Origin of the sequence: Paeniglutamicibacter sp. NPDC091659, from assembly GCF_044756805.1 — a bacterium.
Classification (GTDB): Bacteria; Actinomycetota; Actinomycetes; order Actinomycetales; family Micrococcaceae; genus Paeniglutamicibacter.
Map to the genome: position 1 here is coordinate 286,316 of NZ_JBIVTO010000001.1, position 18,524 is coordinate 304,839.

General features: G+C 63.9%; 19 protein-coding genes. 13 read left to right on the plus strand and 6 right to left on the minus strand.

The annotated features are described in order from the left end of the window. The first annotated feature begins 9 nt into the window (after positions 1-9). The 8 genes from ACIQLF_RS01375 to ACIQLF_RS01410 all read left to right on the plus strand — a co-directional run bounded on the left by ACIQLF_RS01375 (position 10) and on the right by ACIQLF_RS01410 (position 7,900). Positions 10-903, plus strand: coding sequence for an amidohydrolase family protein (locus ACIQLF_RS01375; protein ID WP_400293796.1), 894 nt, complete (start codon positions 10-12; stop codon positions 901-903). After that, a complete protein-coding gene (locus ACIQLF_RS01380) occupies positions 900-2,087 on the plus strand; it encodes an acyl-CoA dehydrogenase family protein (protein ID WP_400293797.1) in 1,188 nt (395 codons plus the stop codon). Before ACIQLF_RS01375 ends, ACIQLF_RS01380 begins: the two co-directional genes overlap by 4 nt. A gap of 62 nt (positions 2,088-2,149) precedes the next feature. Continuing rightward, positions 2,150-2,605, plus strand: a complete 456-nt coding sequence (locus ACIQLF_RS01385; protein ID WP_400293798.1) for a MaoC family dehydratase — start codon at positions 2,150-2,152, stop codon at positions 2,603-2,605. Between the two features lie 222 nt (positions 2,606-2,827). Then, positions 2,828-3,817 carry an ABC transporter substrate-binding protein gene (locus tag ACIQLF_RS01390; protein ID WP_400293799.1) on the plus strand — a complete coding sequence of 330 codons (990 nt, stop codon included), beginning with the start codon at positions 2,828-2,830 and terminating at the stop codon, positions 3,815-3,817. 61 nt (positions 3,818-3,878) lie between these two features. Next, a complete protein-coding gene (locus ACIQLF_RS01395) occupies positions 3,879-5,432 on the plus strand; it encodes a long-chain fatty acid--CoA ligase (protein ID WP_400293800.1) in 1,554 nt (517 codons plus the stop codon). A 5-nt stretch (positions 5,433-5,437) separates the two neighbouring features. Beyond that, a complete protein-coding gene (locus ACIQLF_RS01400; protein ID WP_400293801.1) occupies positions 5,438-6,277 on the plus strand; it encodes an ABC transporter permease in 840 nt (279 codons plus the stop codon). After that, positions 6,274-7,047: an ABC transporter permease gene (locus tag ACIQLF_RS01405; RefSeq protein WP_400293802.1), complete on the plus strand. Its 774-nt coding sequence runs from the start codon at positions 6,274-6,276 to the stop codon at positions 7,045-7,047. Before ACIQLF_RS01400 ends, ACIQLF_RS01405 begins: the two co-directional genes overlap by 4 nt. Beyond that, on the plus strand, positions 7,037-7,900 hold the full coding sequence (locus ACIQLF_RS01410) for an ABC transporter ATP-binding protein (protein WP_400293803.1): 864 nt from the start codon (positions 7,037-7,039) through the stop codon (positions 7,898-7,900). The genes ACIQLF_RS01405 and ACIQLF_RS01410 overlap by 11 nt, the downstream gene beginning before the upstream one ends. A gap of 121 nt (positions 7,901-8,021) precedes the next feature. Here ACIQLF_RS01410 and ACIQLF_RS01415 read toward each other — a convergent pair whose 3' ends face one another. Then, positions 8,022-9,203 carry an FAD-dependent oxidoreductase gene (locus ACIQLF_RS01415; RefSeq protein ID WP_400293804.1) on the minus strand — a complete coding sequence of 394 codons (1,182 nt, stop codon included), beginning with the start codon at positions 9,201-9,203 and terminating at the stop codon, positions 8,022-8,024. 189 nt (positions 9,204-9,392) lie between these two features. Between ACIQLF_RS01415 and ACIQLF_RS01420 the strand changes: the two genes are divergently transcribed. Then, the gene (locus tag ACIQLF_RS01420; RefSeq protein WP_400293805.1) at positions 9,393-10,601 is read left to right on the plus strand and encodes a glycerophosphodiester phosphodiesterase family protein; all 1,209 of its coding nucleotides are present in this window, start codon (positions 9,393-9,395) and stop codon (positions 10,599-10,601) included. 112 nt (positions 10,602-10,713) lie between these two features. On the opposite strand, the gene ACIQLF_RS01425 is transcribed toward ACIQLF_RS01420, so the two are convergent. Continuing rightward, entirely contained in the window at positions 10,714-11,268 is a 555-nt protein-coding gene (locus tag ACIQLF_RS01425) for a potassium channel family protein (RefSeq protein WP_400293806.1), read from the minus strand. Between the two features lie 70 nt (positions 11,269-11,338). After that, the gene (locus ACIQLF_RS01430) at positions 11,339-12,496 is read right to left on the minus strand and encodes an AI-2E family transporter (protein ID WP_400293808.1); all 1,158 of its coding nucleotides are present in this window, start codon (positions 12,494-12,496) and stop codon (positions 11,339-11,341) included. Between the two features lie 147 nt (positions 12,497-12,643). On the opposite strand from ACIQLF_RS01430, the gene ACIQLF_RS01435 reads away from it, so the two are divergent. Further along, positions 12,644-12,832, plus strand: a complete 189-nt coding sequence (locus ACIQLF_RS01435) for a hypothetical protein (RefSeq protein ID WP_400293809.1) — start codon at positions 12,644-12,646, stop codon at positions 12,830-12,832. A gap of 160 nt (positions 12,833-12,992) precedes the next feature. On the opposite strand, the gene ACIQLF_RS01440 is transcribed toward ACIQLF_RS01435, so the two are convergent. After that, complete coding sequence (locus ACIQLF_RS01440) at positions 12,993-13,406, minus strand: SHOCT domain-containing protein (RefSeq protein ID WP_400293810.1); 414 nt, start codon at positions 13,404-13,406, stop codon at positions 12,993-12,995. Between the two features lie 311 nt (positions 13,407-13,717). Then, on the minus strand, positions 13,718-14,434 hold the full coding sequence (locus ACIQLF_RS01445; RefSeq protein ID WP_400293811.1) for an ATP-binding protein: 717 nt from the start codon (positions 14,432-14,434) through the stop codon (positions 13,718-13,720). Positions 14,435-14,573: 139 nt separating this feature from the next. Between ACIQLF_RS01445 and ACIQLF_RS01450 the strand changes: the two genes are divergently transcribed. Together ACIQLF_RS01450 and ACIQLF_RS01455 are read left to right on the plus strand one after the other, a co-directional pair. Further along, positions 14,574-15,212 carry a hypothetical protein gene (locus tag ACIQLF_RS01450; protein WP_400293812.1) on the plus strand — a complete coding sequence of 213 codons (639 nt, stop codon included), beginning with the start codon at positions 14,574-14,576 and terminating at the stop codon, positions 15,210-15,212. Further along, positions 15,205-16,413 (plus strand): cation:proton antiporter, encoded by a 1,209-nt coding sequence (locus ACIQLF_RS01455; protein ID WP_400293813.1) that lies wholly within the window; start codon positions 15,205-15,207, stop codon positions 16,411-16,413. The genes ACIQLF_RS01450 and ACIQLF_RS01455 overlap by 8 nt, the downstream gene beginning before the upstream one ends. A gap of 131 nt (positions 16,414-16,544) precedes the next feature. Here the strand turns inward: ACIQLF_RS01455 and ACIQLF_RS01460 are convergent, their stop codons facing one another. Continuing rightward, positions 16,545-17,900, minus strand: coding sequence for a D-serine ammonia-lyase (locus ACIQLF_RS01460; RefSeq protein WP_400293814.1), 1,356 nt, complete (start codon positions 17,898-17,900; stop codon positions 16,545-16,547). A 266-nt stretch (positions 17,901-18,166) separates the two neighbouring features. On the opposite strand from ACIQLF_RS01460, the gene ACIQLF_RS01465 reads away from it, so the two are divergent. Continuing rightward, positions 18,167-18,511, plus strand: a complete 345-nt coding sequence (locus ACIQLF_RS01465) for a cupin domain-containing protein (protein WP_400293815.1) — start codon at positions 18,167-18,169, stop codon at positions 18,509-18,511. The last annotated feature ends 13 nt before the right edge of the window (positions 18,512-18,524 follow it).

The following is an 18,524-nucleotide window of genomic DNA, read 5'->3' on the forward strand; positions in this document are numbered from 1 at the left end:
GCCGTGACCATGGGCACCAGATACGAATCGCGGATAGACCTCGCAGCCATCACCGCCATCGACATGCACGTGCACCTGGAGGTCGACGACTGCGGGCACAAGGCCATGCCGGAGGACCTCTTCGAGGCCTCGGCCGCCTACTTCAAGTCCGCCGAGCGCACCCCGTCGGTGGACCGGATCGCGGAGGTCTACCGCGAGGCGAAGATGGCGGCCGTGCTGTTCACCGTCGACGCGCGCACCGCGCTGGGCCATGCGCCGAACTCGATCGACGACCTGGTCGCCGGTGCCGCGCGGAACAACGACGTACTGATCCCCTTCGGCTCCGTCGACCCGCGCACGGGTGCCGAGGCGATCACCGAGGCGCGCCGCCAGGCCAACGACCTTGGCGTGCGCGGCTTCAAGTTCCACCCCTCGCTGCAGGGCTTCGACCCCTCGAGCGAGGAGTTCCACCCGCTGTGGGCGGCGCTGGAGGAACTCGGGTTGCCGTGCATCTTCCACACCGGCCAGAACGGCATGGGCGCCGGGCTTCCCGGCGGGCGCGGCATCAAGCTGCGCTACTCGAACCCGCTGCTGCTCGACGACGTCGCCGCCGACTTCCCGGGCCTGACCATCATCATGGCCCACCCCTCGGTGCCGTGGCAGGACGAGGCCAACTCGATCGCCACCCACAAGGCCAATGTCTTCATAGACCTCTCGGGCTGGAGCCCGAAGTACTTCCCGGCCTCGCTGGTGAAGATGAGCAACAACGTGCTTTCCACCAAGGTGCTCTTCGGAACCGACTACCCGCTGATCACCCCGGAAAAGTGGCTCGGCGCCTTCGCCGAGCTGCCGCTGAAGGACGAGGTTCGCCCCTTGATCCTTAAGGACAACGCGGCGCGGGTCCTGGGACTGACTGCGTCATGAGCCAGTTCTATCCCAGCGACCAGCTCGGTTTCGCCGGGCTGCTCACCGATGCCGAACGTGCGGCGCTGCTGCGTCTGCGCGCGGTGCTGGACGAGCACGTGCGCCCGGTCGTGGCCGAGTACTGGGAGCGCGGGGAATTCCCCGAACAGATCACCGGCCCGCTGGTCGGGCTGGGCATGATGGAACCAGCAGAGGTTCTCGCGGCCGGGGAAAAGGTCCGCGGACTCTTTGCCGGCTTCAGGAACTTCGAGCTGGCCCGCGTCGATGCCTCGGTCGCCACGTTCTACAACGCCCAGTCCGGGCTCTTCAGGACCACGGTGAACCTGGGCGGCAGCGAAGCGCAGGCGGCAGAGCTCGATCCGCGGATCAGTTCGTACGATTTCAAGGGCGTGTTCGCGCTGACCGAGCCCGACCACGGCTCGGACATTGCCGGGGGCCTTGAGACCTCGGCGACCTTCGAACCGGACGGGCAGGGCAGGTCCTGGGTCATCAACGGCGCCAAGCGCTGGATCGGCGGTGCCGCGCAGGCCGACGTGCTTGCGGTCTTCGCCCGCGACACCGCAGACGGCCAGGTCAAGTGCTTCCTGGTTCCCACGGATGCACCGGGCGTGCGGCTGTCCAAGATCGAGCGCAAGGCCAGCCTGCGCATCATGCAGAACGCCGACATCGAGCTTGTGGACGTGCGGGTTCCGGACTCGGCGCGCTTGGCGAGGATCAACTCGTTCGCCGATGTCGCGGCATGCCTGCGTAACATGCGTTCGGACGTCGCGTGGATCGCCGCGGGCGCTGCAGCCGGCGCCTACGAGGCGGCGCTGAAGTATGTCTCGGAGCGCAAGCAATTTGGCAAGCCGCTGGCGTCGTTCCAGCTGATCCAGGAAAAGCTCGCGCAGATGCTCGCAAATGTCACTGCCTGTCTGGGCATGGTTGTGCGGCTCACCGAACAGCAGGACCAGGGCCTGTACAAGGACGAAAGTTCCGCCATGGCCAAGATGTTCACGGCCAAGATGCTGCGCGAGACGGTGGCGATTGCGCGGGAAATCTGCGGCGGCAACGGCATCGTGCTCGACTACGATGTCGCCCGCTTCCACGCGGATGCCGAGGCCATCTATTCCTACGAGGGCACGCACGAGATCAATGCGTTGATCGTCGGCCGGGCTCTGACGGGCATCGGCGCCTTCCGCTAGCCGGCTGGCACAAGACTTCACTCATTCCTTATCCAGCACCAACAAATTACAGGAGGGTCCCCATGGGCCAGACAGTTCTTTCCTATGAACAGCTCGCAGACGCTGCCGGCACCGACCTCGGCTACAGCGACTTCCGCGTGGTCACGCAGGACCAGGTCAACACGTTCGCCGACGCAACGGATGACCACCAGTGGATCCACACCGACCCGGAAAAGGCGAAGGGCGGCCCGTTCGGCGGTCCGATCGCCCACGGCTACCTCTCGCTGAGCCTGCAGATCGCCTTCTGGTCCGAGCTCTTCGACGTCACCGGCGTTTCCACCCGCGTGAACTACGGCCTGGAGAAAGTCCGTTTCCCCGCCCCGGTTCCGGTCGGTGCCAACATTCGCATGAAGGCGACCATCGCCGAGGTCGAGGAAGTCAAGGGCGGCTACCAGATTGCCGTCGACCAGGTGGTCGAGGTCGAGGGTGCCGCAAAACCGTCGGTCGTTTCGCGAGGCATCTACCGTTTCTACGCCTAAGCCGCGGTCCTGCGTCCGGGGTGCCTGAAGGGGTGGCCCCGGCCGTTGGCGTGCCCTCTCGCTTCTTCTGGAGGGGCTGTCGCGGGCTTGGAAAACAGTAAAAATTTAACCATTGATTTTTTCAATGGTTGCAATTAGATTGAATCATGTGGCGCCGATCACAAGTTCTTGGCGGATGGGGTAGCGACTCCGGAACCGCATCACAATCACTCAGGAGAAATCATGAAGAAGCAATTCACCGCGATTATCACCGGGGCAACGCTTGCAGCATTCGCGCTGACAGGCTGCGCCGGGGGCTCCCCATCCGGACAGGCAGCAACGGAAACGGGTGCATCCGGTTCGGCGGGGCTGACCAAGGTAGTAGTGGGTGTCCTTCCCATCGCACCATCTGTCGCGGTGAAGTACGGAGTCGACAAGGGAATCTTTAAGAAGCATGGTCTCGATGTTGAATTCACCACCAGTTCCGCCGGGGCCGCGATGCTACCGGCGGTTTCCACCGGAGACCTGAACTTCGCAGTCGGCAACCCGCTCTCGGTCATCACCGCGGTGGACAAGGGCTTGGACATGAAAATCGTCTCCGGTTACTCAAACTCCAAGGCCGAGGGCAACGACATCAACGGCGTCGTGGTGCGAGCGGATTCCGGAATCAACACCTTTGCCGATCTTGCCGGCAAGACCACCTCGGTGAACGCACTCAAGACCCAGGGCGATCTGACCATCCTTGAATCCGCGGCCATCGACGGGGGAGACCCCGCAGCCCTGAAGTTCAGCGAAATGCCCTTCCCGGACATGGAAGCGCAGCTGGAACGCAAGAACATGGACGCCATCTGGGTTCCGGAACCATTCCTTTCCAAGGCCCTGGCCAACAAGGAAAACAAGCTGCTCGGATACCCCAACCAAAATGCCATTCCCGGCCTGCCGACCATGGTGAGCTTCACGAGCGGCAAGTTTGCCCAGGAAAAGCCTGAGATTGTGGCGGATTTCAAGGCCGCGATGACGGAGACGCTCGCCGCCGCGGAAGCGGACCAAGCGGGAGCCAAGGCCCTGTTGCCGGCATTCATGAAGATGGATGCGGCCGTTGCCGAGAAGCTGAAAATGGAAACCTGGAACGGTGTTGTGCCCGCTGAGCAGCTCACTGCTCTTGGCGATCTGGCTGCCAAGCACGCCTTTATTTCCAAGGCCCCGGATATCTCGGCCATGACCGCCAAGTAACTCCCACCGCAAAGATCTACGGCGTTCCGGCCGCTTGGGCCGGAACGCAGGAAAGGCACCAATGCTGAACCAAGGGCTTGGCAGTTGGATCCACAAACGACGCATCAAGTCGAAGGATCGAACGGCCATCATCAACGGCGATACATCCCTGAGCTATGCCGAATTGGCGGTGCGGGTCGACAAATTGGCCAACGCCCTGAGCGACCTGGGCGTGCTGAAAGGTTCACGCGTCGCCTACCTGGGAAACAACCATCCCGCATTCCTGGAAACCCTTTTTGCCTGCGGCAGCATTGGTGCCATTTTCGTTCCACTCAACACCCGTCTGGCCCCGCGCGAGTTGAACTACGCGCTGAACGACTCGGGCAGCGTGGTTCTCGTCAGCCCGGCTTCCCTCGAGGACCTGGCGGAGGCTTCCATGCCGCAGAGCCCCGTCGAACACCATCTGGCTGTGGCGGATGCCCCGGGTGCGGAGTTGGCCTACGAATGTGCGCTTGCGGCCGCAGGCACCGAACACCGGGACATCGCCGTGGGCTTGGAAGACCCGGCCATCATTCTTTACACCTCCGGAACCACAGGCCAGCCCAAGGGCGCAGTGCTGACCCACGGCAACATGACGTGGAATTCCTTCAACGTCATCATCGACTACGACGTGACAAGCGACGCCCGCGCGCTGATGATTGCGCCAATGTTCCATGTCGCGTCCTTGGGAATGGGCGCCTTGCCGACGCTGCTCAAGGGCGGAACCCTGGTGTTGCAGGATCGTTTCGAGCCAGCCGCGGTGCTTTCCGCCATCGAGAGGCATGCGATCACCTCGCTCTCCGGCGTTCCCACCACGTTCCAGATGCTTGCCGAGCACCCTGCATGGACAGGGGCCGACATTTCCTCGCTGCGCATGCTCACCTGCGGCGGCTCCGCCGTCCCTTTGCGTGTGCTCGAAGCCTACGAGGAGCGCGGCCTGGGGTTCTCCGGCGGTTACGGCATGACGGAAACCGCGCCAGGGGCCACCTCGCTGCAGGCCGAGCGTTCGCGCGACAAGATCGGCTCGGCCGGGTTGCCGCACTACTTCACCGACATCCAAATCATCGATCCCCTGGGCAATGTTCTTCCGGCCGGCGAAGTGGGCGAAATCCTCATTTCGGGCCCGAACGTGATCGGCGAATACTGGAACCGGCCGGAGGCCAGTGCGGAGGCCTTCGCCGAAGGTTCCTGGTTCCGTTCCGGAGACATGGGATATCTCGACGAAGAAGGATTCCTCTTCATTTCCGACAGGCTCAAGGACATGATCATCTCCGGCGGGGAAAACATCTATCCGGCCGAGGTCGAGCAGGCCATCATGCAGCTCGACTCGGTGTCAGCCGTCGCCGTCATCGGGATCCCCGATCCCAAATGGGGCGAGGTGCCCCGTGCGGTGGTTGTACCTGTCGAGGGCATGCACGTGACCGACACCGAAATCCTTGAACACCTCACCGGGCTGCTGGCTCGATACAAGATTCCCCGATCGGTGGTGCTCGCCGAAGACCTGCCGCGCACGGCAAGCGGCAAGATTCGCAAGGCGGCCCTGCGTGTGACCCATGGCGGAAAAATCGCCGCCGACCAACTGTTTCAAGGAGGGTGACAGCGATGACACAAATAGTTCAATCAAGGCCGCGGGCCAAGAGTCTTGCCAAGGTCCCGCGCGTGAAATCCAAGGGACTGCCCAAGCCCGTGTTGGGTTCGATCGGCGTGCTGGTGTTCCTGGCTCTTTGGGAACTGATGCCGGTCATGGGCGTCGTGAAGGCGAAGTACCTGCCGCCGGCTTCCGAGGTCTTGGCTGCACTGGCCATGGACCTTGGCATGACAGCCTTCTGGGTTGCCGTGGGCGACACCATGCTGGCCTGGTTCCTCGGGTTGGCGATCGCCGTGGTCCTTGCCCTGGTGCTGGGACTCGTGATCGGCATGTCGCCGTTCCTGCGCCGCTTCACGAACTCAAGCATCGAGTTCCTGCGTCCGATCCCCTCGGTGGCATTGATTCCGCTGGCGGTGCTGCTGTTTGGCATGAAGCTTGAATCATCGCTGCTGCTGATCATCTACGCCTGCTTCTGGCAGGTCCTCATCCAGGTGCTCTACGGGGTTGCCGATGTTGACAACGTGGCCATGCAGACCGCCCGTTCCTACGGGTTCTCCTGGTGGCAGCGGGTGCGCGATGTAGTGGTCCCGACCATGCTGCCCTACCTGATGACCGGCATCCGCCTGGCCGCCTCGGTGGCCCTGATCTTGGCGATCACCGCGGAACTGCTCATTGGTTCCCCCGGGTTGGGCAACGAGATCGCCCTGGCCCAATCCGGCGGCGCCATCGCCGGGATGTATGCGCTGATCCTGGCCACCGGGTTCCTGGGCGTGCTGGTCAACGTGCTCACCCGCGTGGTGGAAAAGCGGGTCCTGTCCTGGCACCCGTCCGTTCGTGGGGAGGCCACCGCATGAAAACCCTGAAGTCCGCTGGCTTCCTGCTGGGATTGCCACTGATCCTGCTGGCCTGGTGGTGGCTTGCCACTTTCGGTGAACCGAATTTCTTTGTTCCCACGCCTGCCAAACTCATCGAGACGTTCATTGACACCTGGATCGGCGAACGGTTGCTCACCGACGTGCTGCCCAGCGTGATCCGGCTGGTGGTGGGCGTGCTTGCCGCGATCGTGCTGGGCATCGGACTGGGATTGGCCGTCGGGTTGAACCGCACCCTGCGGGCGCTGACCGAGCCGGTCTTCGAGTTCTTCCGGGCGCTGCCGCCGCCGGTGTTGGTGCCGGTCTTGATGCTGCTGGTGGGCATCAACGATGGCATGAAGATCGCTGTCATCATTTCCGGCTGCATCTGGCCGGTGCTGCTGAACACCATCGAGGGCGTGCGCTCCATCGACCCGGTGCAAAACGAAACAAGCCGCTCCTACGGGATCTCCGGATTCAGCCGCATCCGCTACCAGGTGCTGCCATCGGCCACCCCGACCATCATGGCCGGTGTGCGCCAGAGCCTGTCGATCGGCCTGATCCTCATGGTGATCTCCGAGATGTTTGCCTCTTCCTCCGGGCTGGGATTCACCATCGTGCAATTCCAGCGGTCCTTCGCCGTGCCGGAAATGTGGTCCGGCATCGTGGTGCTGGGACTCATCGGCGTGGCCCTGTCCTTTGTCTTCCAATGGTGCGAACGGCGCGTACTGCGCTGGTACCACGGCCTGAAAGAGGTTGAAAATGCTGTCTGAAAACCCCACGTCACACGCCGGAGGGCGCACCCTGCCCGAGGGCGAGGCGCTGCTCTCGGTGCGCAACCTGAAGAAGGTCTACCGCACGGATGCAGGCGACATCGAGGCCGTCCGCAACCTGACCTTCGACCTGGGCCGCGGCGAGCTGGTCTGCCTGGTCGGCCCCTCGGGCTCCGGCAAGACCACGCTGCTCAAGTGCATTGCCGGGCTGCTCGGTTCCACCGAGGGCGAGGTGCACCTGGACGGCCAGGTCATCACCGGGCCTCCCAAGAAGATGGCAGTGGTGTTCCAGGAATACGGGCGCTCCCTGTTCCCGTGGCTGCGGGTTGCCGAGAACGTCGAACTGCCGCTGAAGAACGCGGGCGTGCCCAAGGCCGAGCGCAAGGTGCTGGTCGAGCAGGCGCTGGAGGCCGTGGGCCTGGCCCATGTGCCAAAGTCCTACCCGTGGCAGCTCTCCGGCGGCATGCAGCAGCGCGTGGCGATCGCCCGCGCCGTGGCCTACCAGCCCGAGGTGCTGCTGATGGACGAGCCGTTCGCGGCGGTGGATGCGCAGACCCGCGCCGACCTCGAGGACCTGATCCGCAGCGTGTGGAAGAAGCTGGGCGTGACGGTCCTGTTCGTCACCCACGACATCGACGAGTCCATCTACCTGGGCGAGCGCGTCATCATCCTGTCCTCCTCGCCCACTGTGGTGCAGGAAGACATCGTGATCGACCTTCCGGCCGAGCGCGACCAGCTGGAAACGCGGTCGTTGCCGCGCTTCACCGAGCTGCGCCACCACGTCTACGCGGAGATCCAGAAGGCCAAGCAGGGGCACCGCCCGGAGGAAGCCATCACCATGGTCGTCAAATAGCAGGGTCCCGATTCGGCCGTTGACGCCGTTGCCCGCCGTTCCCTGTCACCGGGGAATGGCGGGCAACGGCGTTTTGGTGCACCACAAGGCTCACTGAGCCTGGTGCAATGACTAATACAAATCAGTCTTTGGTCCGTGGCAACCGCGCGCGGCGGTCGGTGAATGCGGAACCGCTGATCCTCCGTGCTGCCGCAAACTTTGCCGGCGCGGGCCCGCTGCCGTCGACCAGGTCGGCAAGGATCCGTCCGATGACCGGCGTGAACTTGAACCCGTGCCCGGAGAAGCCCGCTCCGATGACAACGGGCCCGATGCGGTCGAGGATGAAGTCCTCGTCCTCGGTGTTGGTGTAGGTGCAGCTGATCTCCGTGAAGGAACCGGCGTCCACGCCCGGAAGCCATTCGCGCGCATAGTCTTGCAGCGCGCGGCGCTGGTTTGATTCGGAAGCGAAGCTTCGCCGGTCGGGGTCGGTCACCGCGCCTGTCCCGTGCCATCCGGCTTTCACGCCCTCGCCCGGGGTGAACATCCCGTAAACGGGGGAATAGGCGTGCTCGAACCCCGGGGATCCGGGCACCAGTACGTGGTTGAAGCCGGGCCACACTGCGCCCTGGTCCGCTGGCGCAAAGTGCAGCGGCTGCTCCTGCGTGACGGTCAGTGCGGGAATTGTAAATGAATCCCCTAGTAGATGTTTCGACCATGCGCCAGCGGTGACGACAACACGACGCGCGTGAACGGCTTCGGTCCCGGCCGCCGATTCGAGCAGCAGCCGGACGTCGTCCTCCCCGCGGACCTGGAACTCCACCAGCCGCACGCCGTGCCGGATGTCAGCCCCTGCCTCCCTGGCGACCTGCTGGAAGCCGGGCAGCGCCAGGTCCGGGTTCAGCTGGCCGCCGTCCGGCATGTTCAGCGCGGGACCGGTGAACTTGATGCCGCGCCAGCGCTCCGATGCCTCGGCTGCGGAGAGTTCCTCGGCGCGGATGCCCGCGTTCTTCAGCACCTGCAAGGTCTTGGCCTGGGCCGTGGGGTCGCCGTGGTTCACGGTTCCGGTGCGCGCAACCTGTTCGGTGCCGCTTTGCTCGCTGAGCAACCTCCACAGCGCGAGCGATTCACCGAGCATCCGCACGTAGGTGGGATCCGAGTACCCGAGGTTCAGGTTGCGGGTTGTTCCGTGCGAAGCACCGAGCTTGTGGCCAGGTTCGAATTGCTCGAGCAGCGTGACCTCGCGGCCGCGGGTGGCCAACGCCCATGCCGTTGCCGAGCCCATCGCACCCCCACCGACGACTACCGTGTCCAGCATTTCAACCATGGTCTGTTCCCTTCCCGACGACTCTTGATGAGTTTATGCGGGGCCACTGCCGCCAACACCGTTCATGACAGCGCAAGGTCCACTCACGGGAGATCTTAAGGCTCGGTTCACTTGGTCTTCTCCGGACGGCTGTTTGGCCGCGCAAGGGTGATGGGTGTGTTCATCCCCGAGACTGAAAGCAACCACACCATGAAGCTTCGCAACCTCGCCCTTGGAACGCTGACCGCCTGCATTCTCGCCGGATTGGCGGCGCCGGCCGTTGCCGCGCCGATGACCGCCAACGACAGCGAAACACCGATCCTCATCGGACACCGCGGCGCGGCCGGCGTCGCGCCGGAGAACACGCTCTCGGCGCTCAAGGCTGGCAACCGGTCCGGTGCCGACTTCGTCGAGATCGATGTCCAGCTCAGCCGCGACGGGGTTCCGTTCATCTTCCACGACGGAACCCCGGCACGCACCACCAACGTCGAAAAGGTGTTCCCGGGCCGCGCGAACGACCCGATCACTTCCTTCACCTGGAAGGAACTGCGCAAGCTCGATGCGGGCTCCTACTTCTCCGCCAGTCATGGAGGGGAACGGATCCCTCACTTCAACGAGGTTGCCGGTGTCCTGACCGGAAACACCGGGGTGTTCATCGAGATCAAGTCCCCGGCCAAGTCCCCGGGCGTGGAAAAGGTCGTTGCCGACGCGTTGGCCAAGGATGCCAAATGGAGCAGGCTGGCACGGGCGGGGAAGATCGAGGTCCTCGGCTTCGACGTCGCCTCCAACAAGAAATTTGCCGCACTGGCCCCGCACGTCCCGCTGCAACAGCTGACCGGAAAAGTTCCCGGCGCCGCGGTCCTTGCCGGCTATGCGACCTACGCCGATTCCCTGGGCACCGACTACCGCGGGCTGGATGCCGCGGGGGCCGCCCGCGTCAAGGGTGCCGGCCTGGGCCTGGGCGTCTACACCGTGAACTCCACGACTGCGGTGGACGCGTCGCTGGCGCTGGGTGTCGAGCGCATCACCGGCAACTTTCCGGAGCAGCTGAACCTCCACCTCGCCGGCAAGAAGGTCTTCCCTTCGAACGACGGGGTGGTCATCGTGGGCTCGGTCAATAACGTGCCTGGCAACGACGTGCAGGCCAAAACCGGCGAGCACGTCATCCTGGCCAACACCGGCAAGCGCACCGTCGATGTCGGTGGCTATGTGCTGCGCGACACCGCAAACAACGTGTTTCGCATCGGCAAGGGCTACAAGCTGAAGCCGGGCGCCCGGCTGCGCGTGTACCCGGGCCCGGGAACCAACAACGCCGGCGCCTTCTACCTCGGACGAAAGCTTGCCGTGCTGAACAACGGCGGCGACTCGCTCGGGCTCTGGAACGCCAAGGGAAAGCTGATGGACACCTTCGCGAACTAGCCAGGCCGTCCCCACACGCGCCGATGGCGGTGCACCCCTTACAAGGGTGCACCGCCATCGGCGTCCATGCATGGGTGCAGCGGATGCTCTCCACTCAGGCGCCGTCGGCTAATCAGGCCCTGCGATTCAAACCCTGCTTCGCGGCATGGAAGGCCAACTTGGCGATCATCCCCAGGACCCCGAGTCCGGCGATCATTTGGAGCGACACCAGCCCCCTGGTCAGCGATGACGTGGCAACGATATCGCCGAACCCGACGGTGGAGAACGTACTGGAAGTGAAATAGAGGGCATCAACACGGTTCATCGGTTCACTGAACGACGAGGGGTCGCTGGTTGAAATAGAGAGGTAGAGCAACGCAAACAAAAGCACGAAAGCCACGACGCTTTCCACGACCGCCTCGACCGCCCGGACCTGGGGAACGCTTGCTGAGAGCACTATGCGTATCTGCAGGGCAAGGACCGCAATGAACGCCAGGACCACCGCTGAAAGCCTGATCCAGGCGGCCAAGGGGTTGTCGTCGTTGAAGCCTCCGACGGGAATCAGGAAGTAGAGCAGGAATGAGCCGGCGAGTATGAGCAGCATCCGAAGGGCAGCGGCCAGGGCAACATGCAGCCTGCTGGCCTCGTCAAGATTCATGAAATCCGTTCGATCTGTTTTGCGGACCATGGATTCTTCCCACCCCTGGAGTTCTTGGTTTCGTGCGGCAATTGCCCCGCCTGGGCTTACTGCTTACTGCTTACTGCTTGCTGCGTCGCGGAACCACGACGTTGCGGACGATGAGTATGCCCGCGGCCGCAACGGGGACGGCGATCAGGGCCCCGGGGAGACCCAGTAGCGTTGCCCCGGCCGTGGCCGAGATCAGCACCATGGCGCCGGGAACCTCCAGGGCCTTGCTCATGACCTTCGGCGTCATGACATAGGCCTCGACCTGCATGTAAATCAGCATCGCCACCAGCACCACCAGACCGGCAACCGGCGAATGGATCACGGCAAAGACTGTCATGATGCCCGTGGTCAGGATCGTCCCAATCAACGGAATGAGAGTGATGAAGAAAGCCACCAGGGAGATCACCCCGGCGAAAGGGACTCCCATTAATGTCAGCAACAGCAGGCTGAAGGCGGCGTTGCACAGCGCCAACACCACCATCCCGCCGAGGTAGCGTCCCACGGAATCGGTGATCTTCTCCGTCAGGTAGATCGTTGAATGGCGTTTCGACGCAGGCACCAGCGAATAGAACCCACGCTTGATGGATCTCAGGGAGACGAGGAAGTACAACGTCAGTACGGAAATGAAGACGCCCGAGGAGACCAATCCGACGATGGTGCTCCCCAGCCGCAAAGCACCGCCCGCCACCGATGACCAAAATGCAGGACTGGCGATCGCGACGCCGATGGTCTTCAAGACCGAGTCGACTCCGCCGTTGGATACCTCGTTGAGGCGCAAAACCCAGGGTTGGTTGGACAGGCTTTCCAGGCCGCTCGGGAGGAACCTGACGAGTTCAACGGTTTGCCGTATTGCCAGAGGTACGAGGATCGCCAGGAAGGTTCCTGCGATCAGGGCGAAGACCAGCGCGATGAGCGTGATGGCCTTGCCGCGCGACATCCCTCGGCGTTGCAGCATGGCTATGAGCGGATTCAGTGCCAAGGCCAGAAACAGGGCTGCAACAACACTGAATACGACGCTGGACAGCGCGGACAACGAGGCCGCCAGCAGCAAGGCGATGAGGACCCCGATGGTGACCTTGAACCCCTTGCCCACGGGTGTGGTTGTGGCGCCGGAAACCGAAGTTGGCGACTCCGAATGATGTATTTCCCGCGGGCGACGGCGCACGGGATTGCCCAAACCCTGGCCGTCCGCCATTCCGCCCATGGGGTCGGCCCTATGCTCGTTCATGGCCCGACTCTATCCGGAGTCCCCGCGCGCCGAAACCCTTCCCGCCGACGATGCCCGGCGCGCGGACCTCGGTGCAGAAACTCGAAGCACAAACCCGTGATGAGAACGCACTGACAAGGCGAATTGCGCTCGCGCAGCATGTGGACGGTGACCACCGTGGGAGATCGGGAAGTTCCCTCCGTCCGGCAGCTGCTGCAACTGTCAGTCACGGCGATGATCGTTGGCGTGGTCTCAACACTGGGTTTGTTCCTGGTGGACGATGCCGCCCACTACGTCGAAGAATTCCTGTGGGTGCACCTGCCGCAGGAGTTGACCGTTCCACCCGATTCGCGTTGATGGATTTGCAGTAGGGCTGATCGTCACTTTCGTACCCGGCCACGGAGGCGGGGACTCGGCAACGGTCGAGTGGAAAACAGTGTTGGGCATCGACGCCGACCGGGTCTATGCCCAACACCGTCATTTCTTTGTTGTTCGGATCGTTGATCGGCGATGAAGACTACGCCGTTGGTTGCGAAAACTTGGGATGTCCCAGCGCGCGTTTCTTCAGTAAATCGTATTCCTCGGCGTCGATGGTGCCGGAATCGAGCAGGGCCTTGGCCTTTGCGATTTCCTCGCTGGGGCTCGTTTGGGCAACGCTGCGAATGTAGTCCTCTGCGGCAACTGTGCTTGCGACAGCGGCCTTGTGGCTACGTTCGGCCATGCCTTGGCCGCGGAAGATGAGGTAGAGAAGCGAAGTAATGAACGGGACAAAGATCAGGGCGATGAGCCACACGGCCTTCAACCAACCGGAGAGCTCCCGATCCCTGAAGAGGTCGGAAATAATCGAAAAAATTGCAATCAGGTAGGCAACGAACACGAAAGCCCAGACGAAGAACCAAATGATGTTCCAAAATGATGACCAAAATTCCACGGATTTCTTCCTTCAAGCCGTGGGGCCGTTGCTGGCCCCGGTGAATGGAAAACCTGCATGCACGGCGACGCCGCGCCATTCTCATTGTTGGTGATCAGGAAGCAAATTTCCAGACCAATCTTCGCGATAATTCGGGTCTCAATGGTTTTCCATTCGGATCGCTTGGCCTGAATTCTTGGTCCGGACACGAAAACGACGGGTCCCTGCTTTGACGGAAGTGTGGACACGACGCGAGCCGGCAAGGGTCACAGACGGAGCGGCAGCCTTCCCGAAAAATGCAAAAGTTCCACGCGCAAAGACTCCCGACGGAATCAGCGTGCGGCCGTTGCCTGCATCGGAACCTTGACGTCCGATCCGCCTTCGAGAGTCACCCGGTCACGCATCTGCGCGAAGGTGGGGGCGTCGATGAATCCGCCGGCAAAAAGACCCTGGCCCTGAAGGAACTGTTGCGAATGGAGCAGAATCTGCTCCGGAACGAAACAGAATACCTCGCCAATCTCCGCCAGATCTCGAGGGGAATTGACGCGCATGAGTCCGAGGTTGTCGCACTGTGAAAGCACGTTCGGGTGGATCTTCGTTGGACGTTGCGTGGAAAGGAAAAGCCAGAGTCCAAATTTTCGTCCCTCGGCTGCGATTTGGATCAGCTGCTCGGTCAACGCACGTTCCACCGGTGTCACGGGGTTTGGCGAGCAGAGGTTGTGGGCTTCATCGATGACGATCAGCACGGGCTTGCGGTCGTTGCGCGTCGCCCAGAGGTGTTCCAGCAGGCCAAGAGCTGCGACCTTGGGTTCGGTGGGGTGTGTAAATCCGCCGAGATCCAGCACCGGGGCACGCGGGCGCGCGTCTATGACATCCGTGATCGACTCGCCGCCACGGGACCACAGATCCCACTTGAGTATCTGCAGGTTCTCAATGCGGGCGGGCAGCTTTTCGATGCCCGCGCCTGGGAGCGTTGGGGCTGCTGGGGCCGACTTGATCCCGGAATGTTTATCCCGGAAGGCGGGCCCCGGTGGAAATTTCGCCTGCATCGGGTGACGGGTTGGTTGGCCTTGCCGGCGGATACTTTGAGTCACAGGAACACGCTCTCAGGCACGGGAATCCACTGTCGACCTGTCCGCCCTCCCGTGAGAGGATGGCTCCCAACGGAGAACAAGGTGCTGTAGCGTGATGTCTTCTGGAGAAGCGGAACCTGTTGCAAATACACCGGCCCGGGCACAGGGGGTCGTGGCCGTAGGCATGTGTGTCGCGATCTGGTGGCCGGCGTTCACCCTGGGGGCGTGGGGAAGACTCTTCTTCGAGCAAATGCTGTCGGTTTGGGCCGCTGCAACCGCGGCGCTGTTGGTCGTCGCATTCCGTCGCGGCCAAGTCCGTAGTCGCATTCCCAAAGCGGCGGCCTTGCTGGTGCCCTCCCTCTGGCTGGTTCTTGCCATTGTCGGCGAGAACGACGGAAGCCCGCTTGACGTGCTGACGGACATCCTTGGCAGTTTCGTTGCGGTCGGGGGTATCCCTGCAACGATGTGGGTGTTGGCGCGCATCGTGTGGCCGGATCTTGGCGTCGGACTGTCGCTGGCACATCGTGCCCTTGTCATCACTTCGGTGCTTTTCATCGCCGTTGCCGCCTACTTGCTGGGTGTCAACCACGCGTCCTTTTTGACGTGTGACGATTTCTCGATCAGTGGCAATTCATTGCCCCCGGGGTGCGAACCAGAGCCGCGGGACCAGATCCTTCATCGAAAAGCGGCGCCGGCATCGGTGCTTCCGACAGGGATCGCCACCGGCCCAATGTGGAGGGAACAACATGATTGACGATCTCACCTCGCTTCTCGTGATCAGCGCCGTCGCGGTTGCCGCCCCGGCGCTTGCCCGACTGGCCGGGAAGGTCGTGCCCATCCCCATCGTGGTGTTCGAGATCCTCTTGGGAATCGCCGTGGGACCCAGCATCCTGGGATGGGCCACCTCGAACGACCACATCGAGCTGCTGTCGGAGTTCGGTTTGGCGCTGCTGTTTTTCATGGCCGGCAACGAGATCGACTTTGCGCTCATCCAGGGGCGTCCGCTCCGCCGGGCGGCCTTCGGGTGGGTCGGCTCGCTGGTGCTGGGGGTCGGCATCGGACTTCTCCTCTTTCCGCCCATGGAAACGGGAATCATCGTGGGCATCGCGCTGACCACGACCGCGCTGGGAACCATCATGCCGGTGCTTCGCGACGCCGGACTGCTGTCGAGCCGGTTTGGCACCTCGGCGATCGCGGTGGGGGCGGTCGGCGAGTTCGGGCCGCTTCTGGCGATCTCGCTGTTCCTCAGCGGACGCCGGCCGGCCGAAGCGCTCGTGGTGGTCATCGTGTTTGCAGCGATCACTGTCGCGGCGATCGTGCTGGCCGGGCGCCGGCGGCACGAGCGGCTGCACCGCCTGGTCACCGCCACGCTGCACACCAGCGGTCAGTTCGCCGTGCGAATCGCGCTGCTCGTCGTCGTCGCACTTGTCACCTTGAGCATCGCCATGGGACTCGACATGCTCCTGGGCGCATTCGGCGCCGGTGTGTTGTGCCGCGTCGTGCTCCGCGGGGCGAGCGATGCGGATCGGCACCTCGTCGAGTCCAAGCTCGAAGCGGTGGCCTTTGGGTTCCTCGTGCCGATCTTCTTCGTCACCACGGGAGTCACCTTCGATCTTGCCGCCCTGGTGGGTTCGAGCTCCGCGCTCCTCTTGCTGCCGGCGTTCCTCGTGGCACTCATCGTGGTCCGCGGGTTGCCGGGTTCATTCGCCGCCCCGCCCGGGGCCTCGGTGCGTCAGCGTGTCTCCCTGGGGCTCTTCAGCGCGACGGCGCTGCCCCTGATCGTGGCGGTCACGGAGATCGGGGTCGCGGAGGGTGCACTGTCGGAAGCGACGGCGGCGGCCCTCGTCGGCGCCGGCATGTTGTCGTGCCTGATCTTCCCCCTCACGGCGCTCAGCCTGTTGCCCGGCGTTTCAACCCACATCAACCCGGCGGCAAGCACGGAGGGGGAATACTGAGAGCGCCGCACGCGGGTCGGGTTCGTCCGCCGGGCGCAGGGCGGGATTCCACGCCGGCGATGCCCCCGCACACGCCGACGGCGGTGCACCCCGAAAGGTGCACCGCCATCGGCGCGAACGGCCGCGTCAGGCTAGCCCCAGACAACCTCGCCGGCCAGGCGCTGGCCCTCGGCCACGTAGCCTGCCATCTCGGCCGCGGGAACCATGGAACCGCCGGTGGACCAGACGATGTGGGTGGCGTTGGCCATGCGGGCATCGTCCAGCCCGAACGCGTTGCGGTAGGTCTCGTCACCGAGGATGCGCCACGGGCCGGCGAAGCCCGCGGCGGCGGAGGGCTCGATGTCGATGTCCTCGGTGTCGTGGAGCAGTCCCTGGAAGGCCTTCATGCGCTCGTCGGTGACCGTCACGTAGCCGTCGATCAGCTGCTGCAGGTGCTCGCCGACCAGGCGCGAGGGGCGTCCCACGGCCAGGCCGTCGGCGGCGGTGAGGCCGTCGAGCCCGATGTCCTGCACGCTGATTCCGTCGTGCAGGCCGGTGCGCACGCCCAAGGACATGCACGGGGAGTGGGTCGGTTCGGCGAACACGCAGTGCACGGCGTCGCCGAAGGCCAGCTTGAGCCCGAAGGTCACGCCGCCCGGTCCGCCGCCCACGCCGCACGGCAGGTGCACGATCAGCGGGTGGTCCGCGTCGACGGCGATGTCCAGGGCCTTCAGCTGCCCGGCAAGCCGCGCGCCGGCGACCGAGTAGCCGGCGAAGAGCATCAGCGAGGCCTCGTCGTCGACGAACCACACGCTCGGGTCTTCCTCGGCGGTCTTGCGCCCGGCCTCGACCGCGTCGGAGAAGTTGCCTGCGTGCTCGACGACCTCGACGCCGCGGGAGCGCAGCAGGTCCTTCTTCCAGGCGCGTGCGTCCAGGGACATGTGGACGGTGGTCTTGAATCCGAGCTCGGAGGCGACGATGCCGATCGACAGGCCCAGGTTGCCGGTGGAGCCCACGGCGATGCCGTGCTTGGAGAGCACTTCCTGGACGGCCGGGGTCATCAGCACGCGGGCGTCGTCGTCGGGGCCCATGAGGCCGGCCTCGACGGCGAGGCGCTCGGCGACCTGCAGCACCTCGTGGATGCCGCCGCGGGCCTTGATCGAGCCGCTGACCGGCAGGGAGTCGTCCCGCTTGACCCAGAGCTTGCCCGGAAGTTCCGTGCCGAAGCGCTTGCCCAGTTCCGCCTGCATGTCGGGGATGCCGACCAGCGCGGATTCGAGGATGCCGTGGGTGGCGCGGGTGTCGGCGAAGCGCTCGGCGAACCAGGGGGCGAAGCGCAGGAAGCGCGCCTGCGCGTCGGCGACGATGGTCGGGTCGATGCCCGATGCCTCGATGCCTGCTGCGGTTTCGGTGGGGGAAGCGGTGAACCAGGCGGTTTCTTCGGCACGGGCCAGGGCCGCGACCACGGGATCGGTGAGTAGCTTTTCGAGGTCGGGGGTCTGGTTCATAACTGCTGGTTTCTCCATGCTTTCGGGTCTGTCTTGCCTCCTAATGTAGGGCAATGAATCGCTACCGGCGAGTCGGCGGTCACAGCCGCGCCCCGGGATTTGTCCATGGTGGCGCACCTGCGGGCTGTGCCAGACTTCCGGCCGTTCCGTGGTCAGAGACCTTGCAGCGGTTGTTGCGATCCGGCCGGTTCAGCCGCCCGAAACCTTGACACCTCTCGGGCCGAAGCCAAACATGTGAGTACCGGCAGCACGGAGAAGCGAGCACGATGGGCAACGAAGAGGCAGTACCCGAAACGAAAGGTGTCACGGTGGAGTTCATGGCGACCGTCGACCTCGGCCCGGAGATCGAGGGCATGGCGGGACGCCAACTGCGGATGCGCAGGGTGACCATCGAACCCGGAGGCGTCTTCGGCCCGATTCACGACCACAAAGGCAGGCCAGGACTCGTCCACATCCTGCAAGGGACGATCACCGACCACCGCGACGGAGTCGCCACTGACCACGGGCCGGGCGTTGGCTGGCCCGAGGACCGAAACACGCTGCACTGGCTGGAGAACCGGGGCGCGTTTCCGGCGGTGGAGGTCTCCGTCGACATCGTCACGCAGGAGTAGGGCCGGGCCCGGT

Bases quoted from the DNA above. Each gene is read 5' to 3' on its own strand.
- ACIQLF_RS01375 (WP_400293796.1), top strand. From the start codon at position 10: ATGGGCACCAGATACGAATCGCGGATAGACCTCGCAGCCATCACCGCC.
- ACIQLF_RS01380 (WP_400293797.1), top strand. From the start codon at position 900: ATGAGCCAGTTCTATCCCAGCGACCAGCTCGGTTTCGCCGGGCTGCTC.
- ACIQLF_RS01385 (WP_400293798.1), top strand. From the start codon at position 2,150: ATGGGCCAGACAGTTCTTTCCTATGAACAGCTCGCAGACGCTGCCGGC.
- ACIQLF_RS01390 (WP_400293799.1), top strand. From the start codon at position 2,828: ATGAAGAAGCAATTCACCGCGATTATCACCGGGGCAACGCTTGCAGCA.
- ACIQLF_RS01395 (WP_400293800.1), top strand. From the start codon at position 3,879: ATGCTGAACCAAGGGCTTGGCAGTTGGATCCACAAACGACGCATCAAG.
- ACIQLF_RS01400 (WP_400293801.1), top strand. From the start codon at position 5,438: ATGACACAAATAGTTCAATCAAGGCCGCGGGCCAAGAGTCTTGCCAAG.
- ACIQLF_RS01405 (WP_400293802.1), top strand. From the start codon at position 6,274: ATGAAAACCCTGAAGTCCGCTGGCTTCCTGCTGGGATTGCCACTGATC.
- ACIQLF_RS01410 (WP_400293803.1), top strand. From the start codon at position 7,037: ATGCTGTCTGAAAACCCCACGTCACACGCCGGAGGGCGCACCCTGCCC.
- ACIQLF_RS01415 (WP_400293804.1), bottom strand. From the start codon at position 9,203: ATGGTTGAAATGCTGGACACGGTAGTCGTCGGTGGGGGTGCGATGGGC.
- ACIQLF_RS01420 (WP_400293805.1), top strand. From the start codon at position 9,393: ATGAAGCTTCGCAACCTCGCCCTTGGAACGCTGACCGCCTGCATTCTC.
- ACIQLF_RS01425 (WP_400293806.1), bottom strand. From the start codon at position 11,268: ATGGTCCGCAAAACAGATCGAACGGATTTCATGAATCTTGACGAGGCC.
- ACIQLF_RS01430 (WP_400293808.1), bottom strand. From the start codon at position 12,496: ATGAACGAGCATAGGGCCGACCCCATGGGCGGAATGGCGGACGGCCAG.
- ACIQLF_RS01445 (WP_400293811.1), bottom strand. From the start codon at position 14,434: ATGCAGGCGAAATTTCCACCGGGGCCCGCCTTCCGGGATAAACATTCC.
- ACIQLF_RS01450 (WP_400293812.1), top strand. From the start codon at position 14,574: ATGTCTTCTGGAGAAGCGGAACCTGTTGCAAATACACCGGCCCGGGCA.
- ACIQLF_RS01455 (WP_400293813.1), top strand. From the start codon at position 15,205: ATGATTGACGATCTCACCTCGCTTCTCGTGATCAGCGCCGTCGCGGTT.
- ACIQLF_RS01460 (WP_400293814.1), bottom strand. From the start codon at position 17,900: ATGAACCAGACCCCCGACCTCGAAAAGCTACTCACCGATCCCGTGGTC.
- ACIQLF_RS01465 (WP_400293815.1), top strand. From the start codon at position 18,167: ATGGGCAACGAAGAGGCAGTACCCGAAACGAAAGGTGTCACGGTGGAG.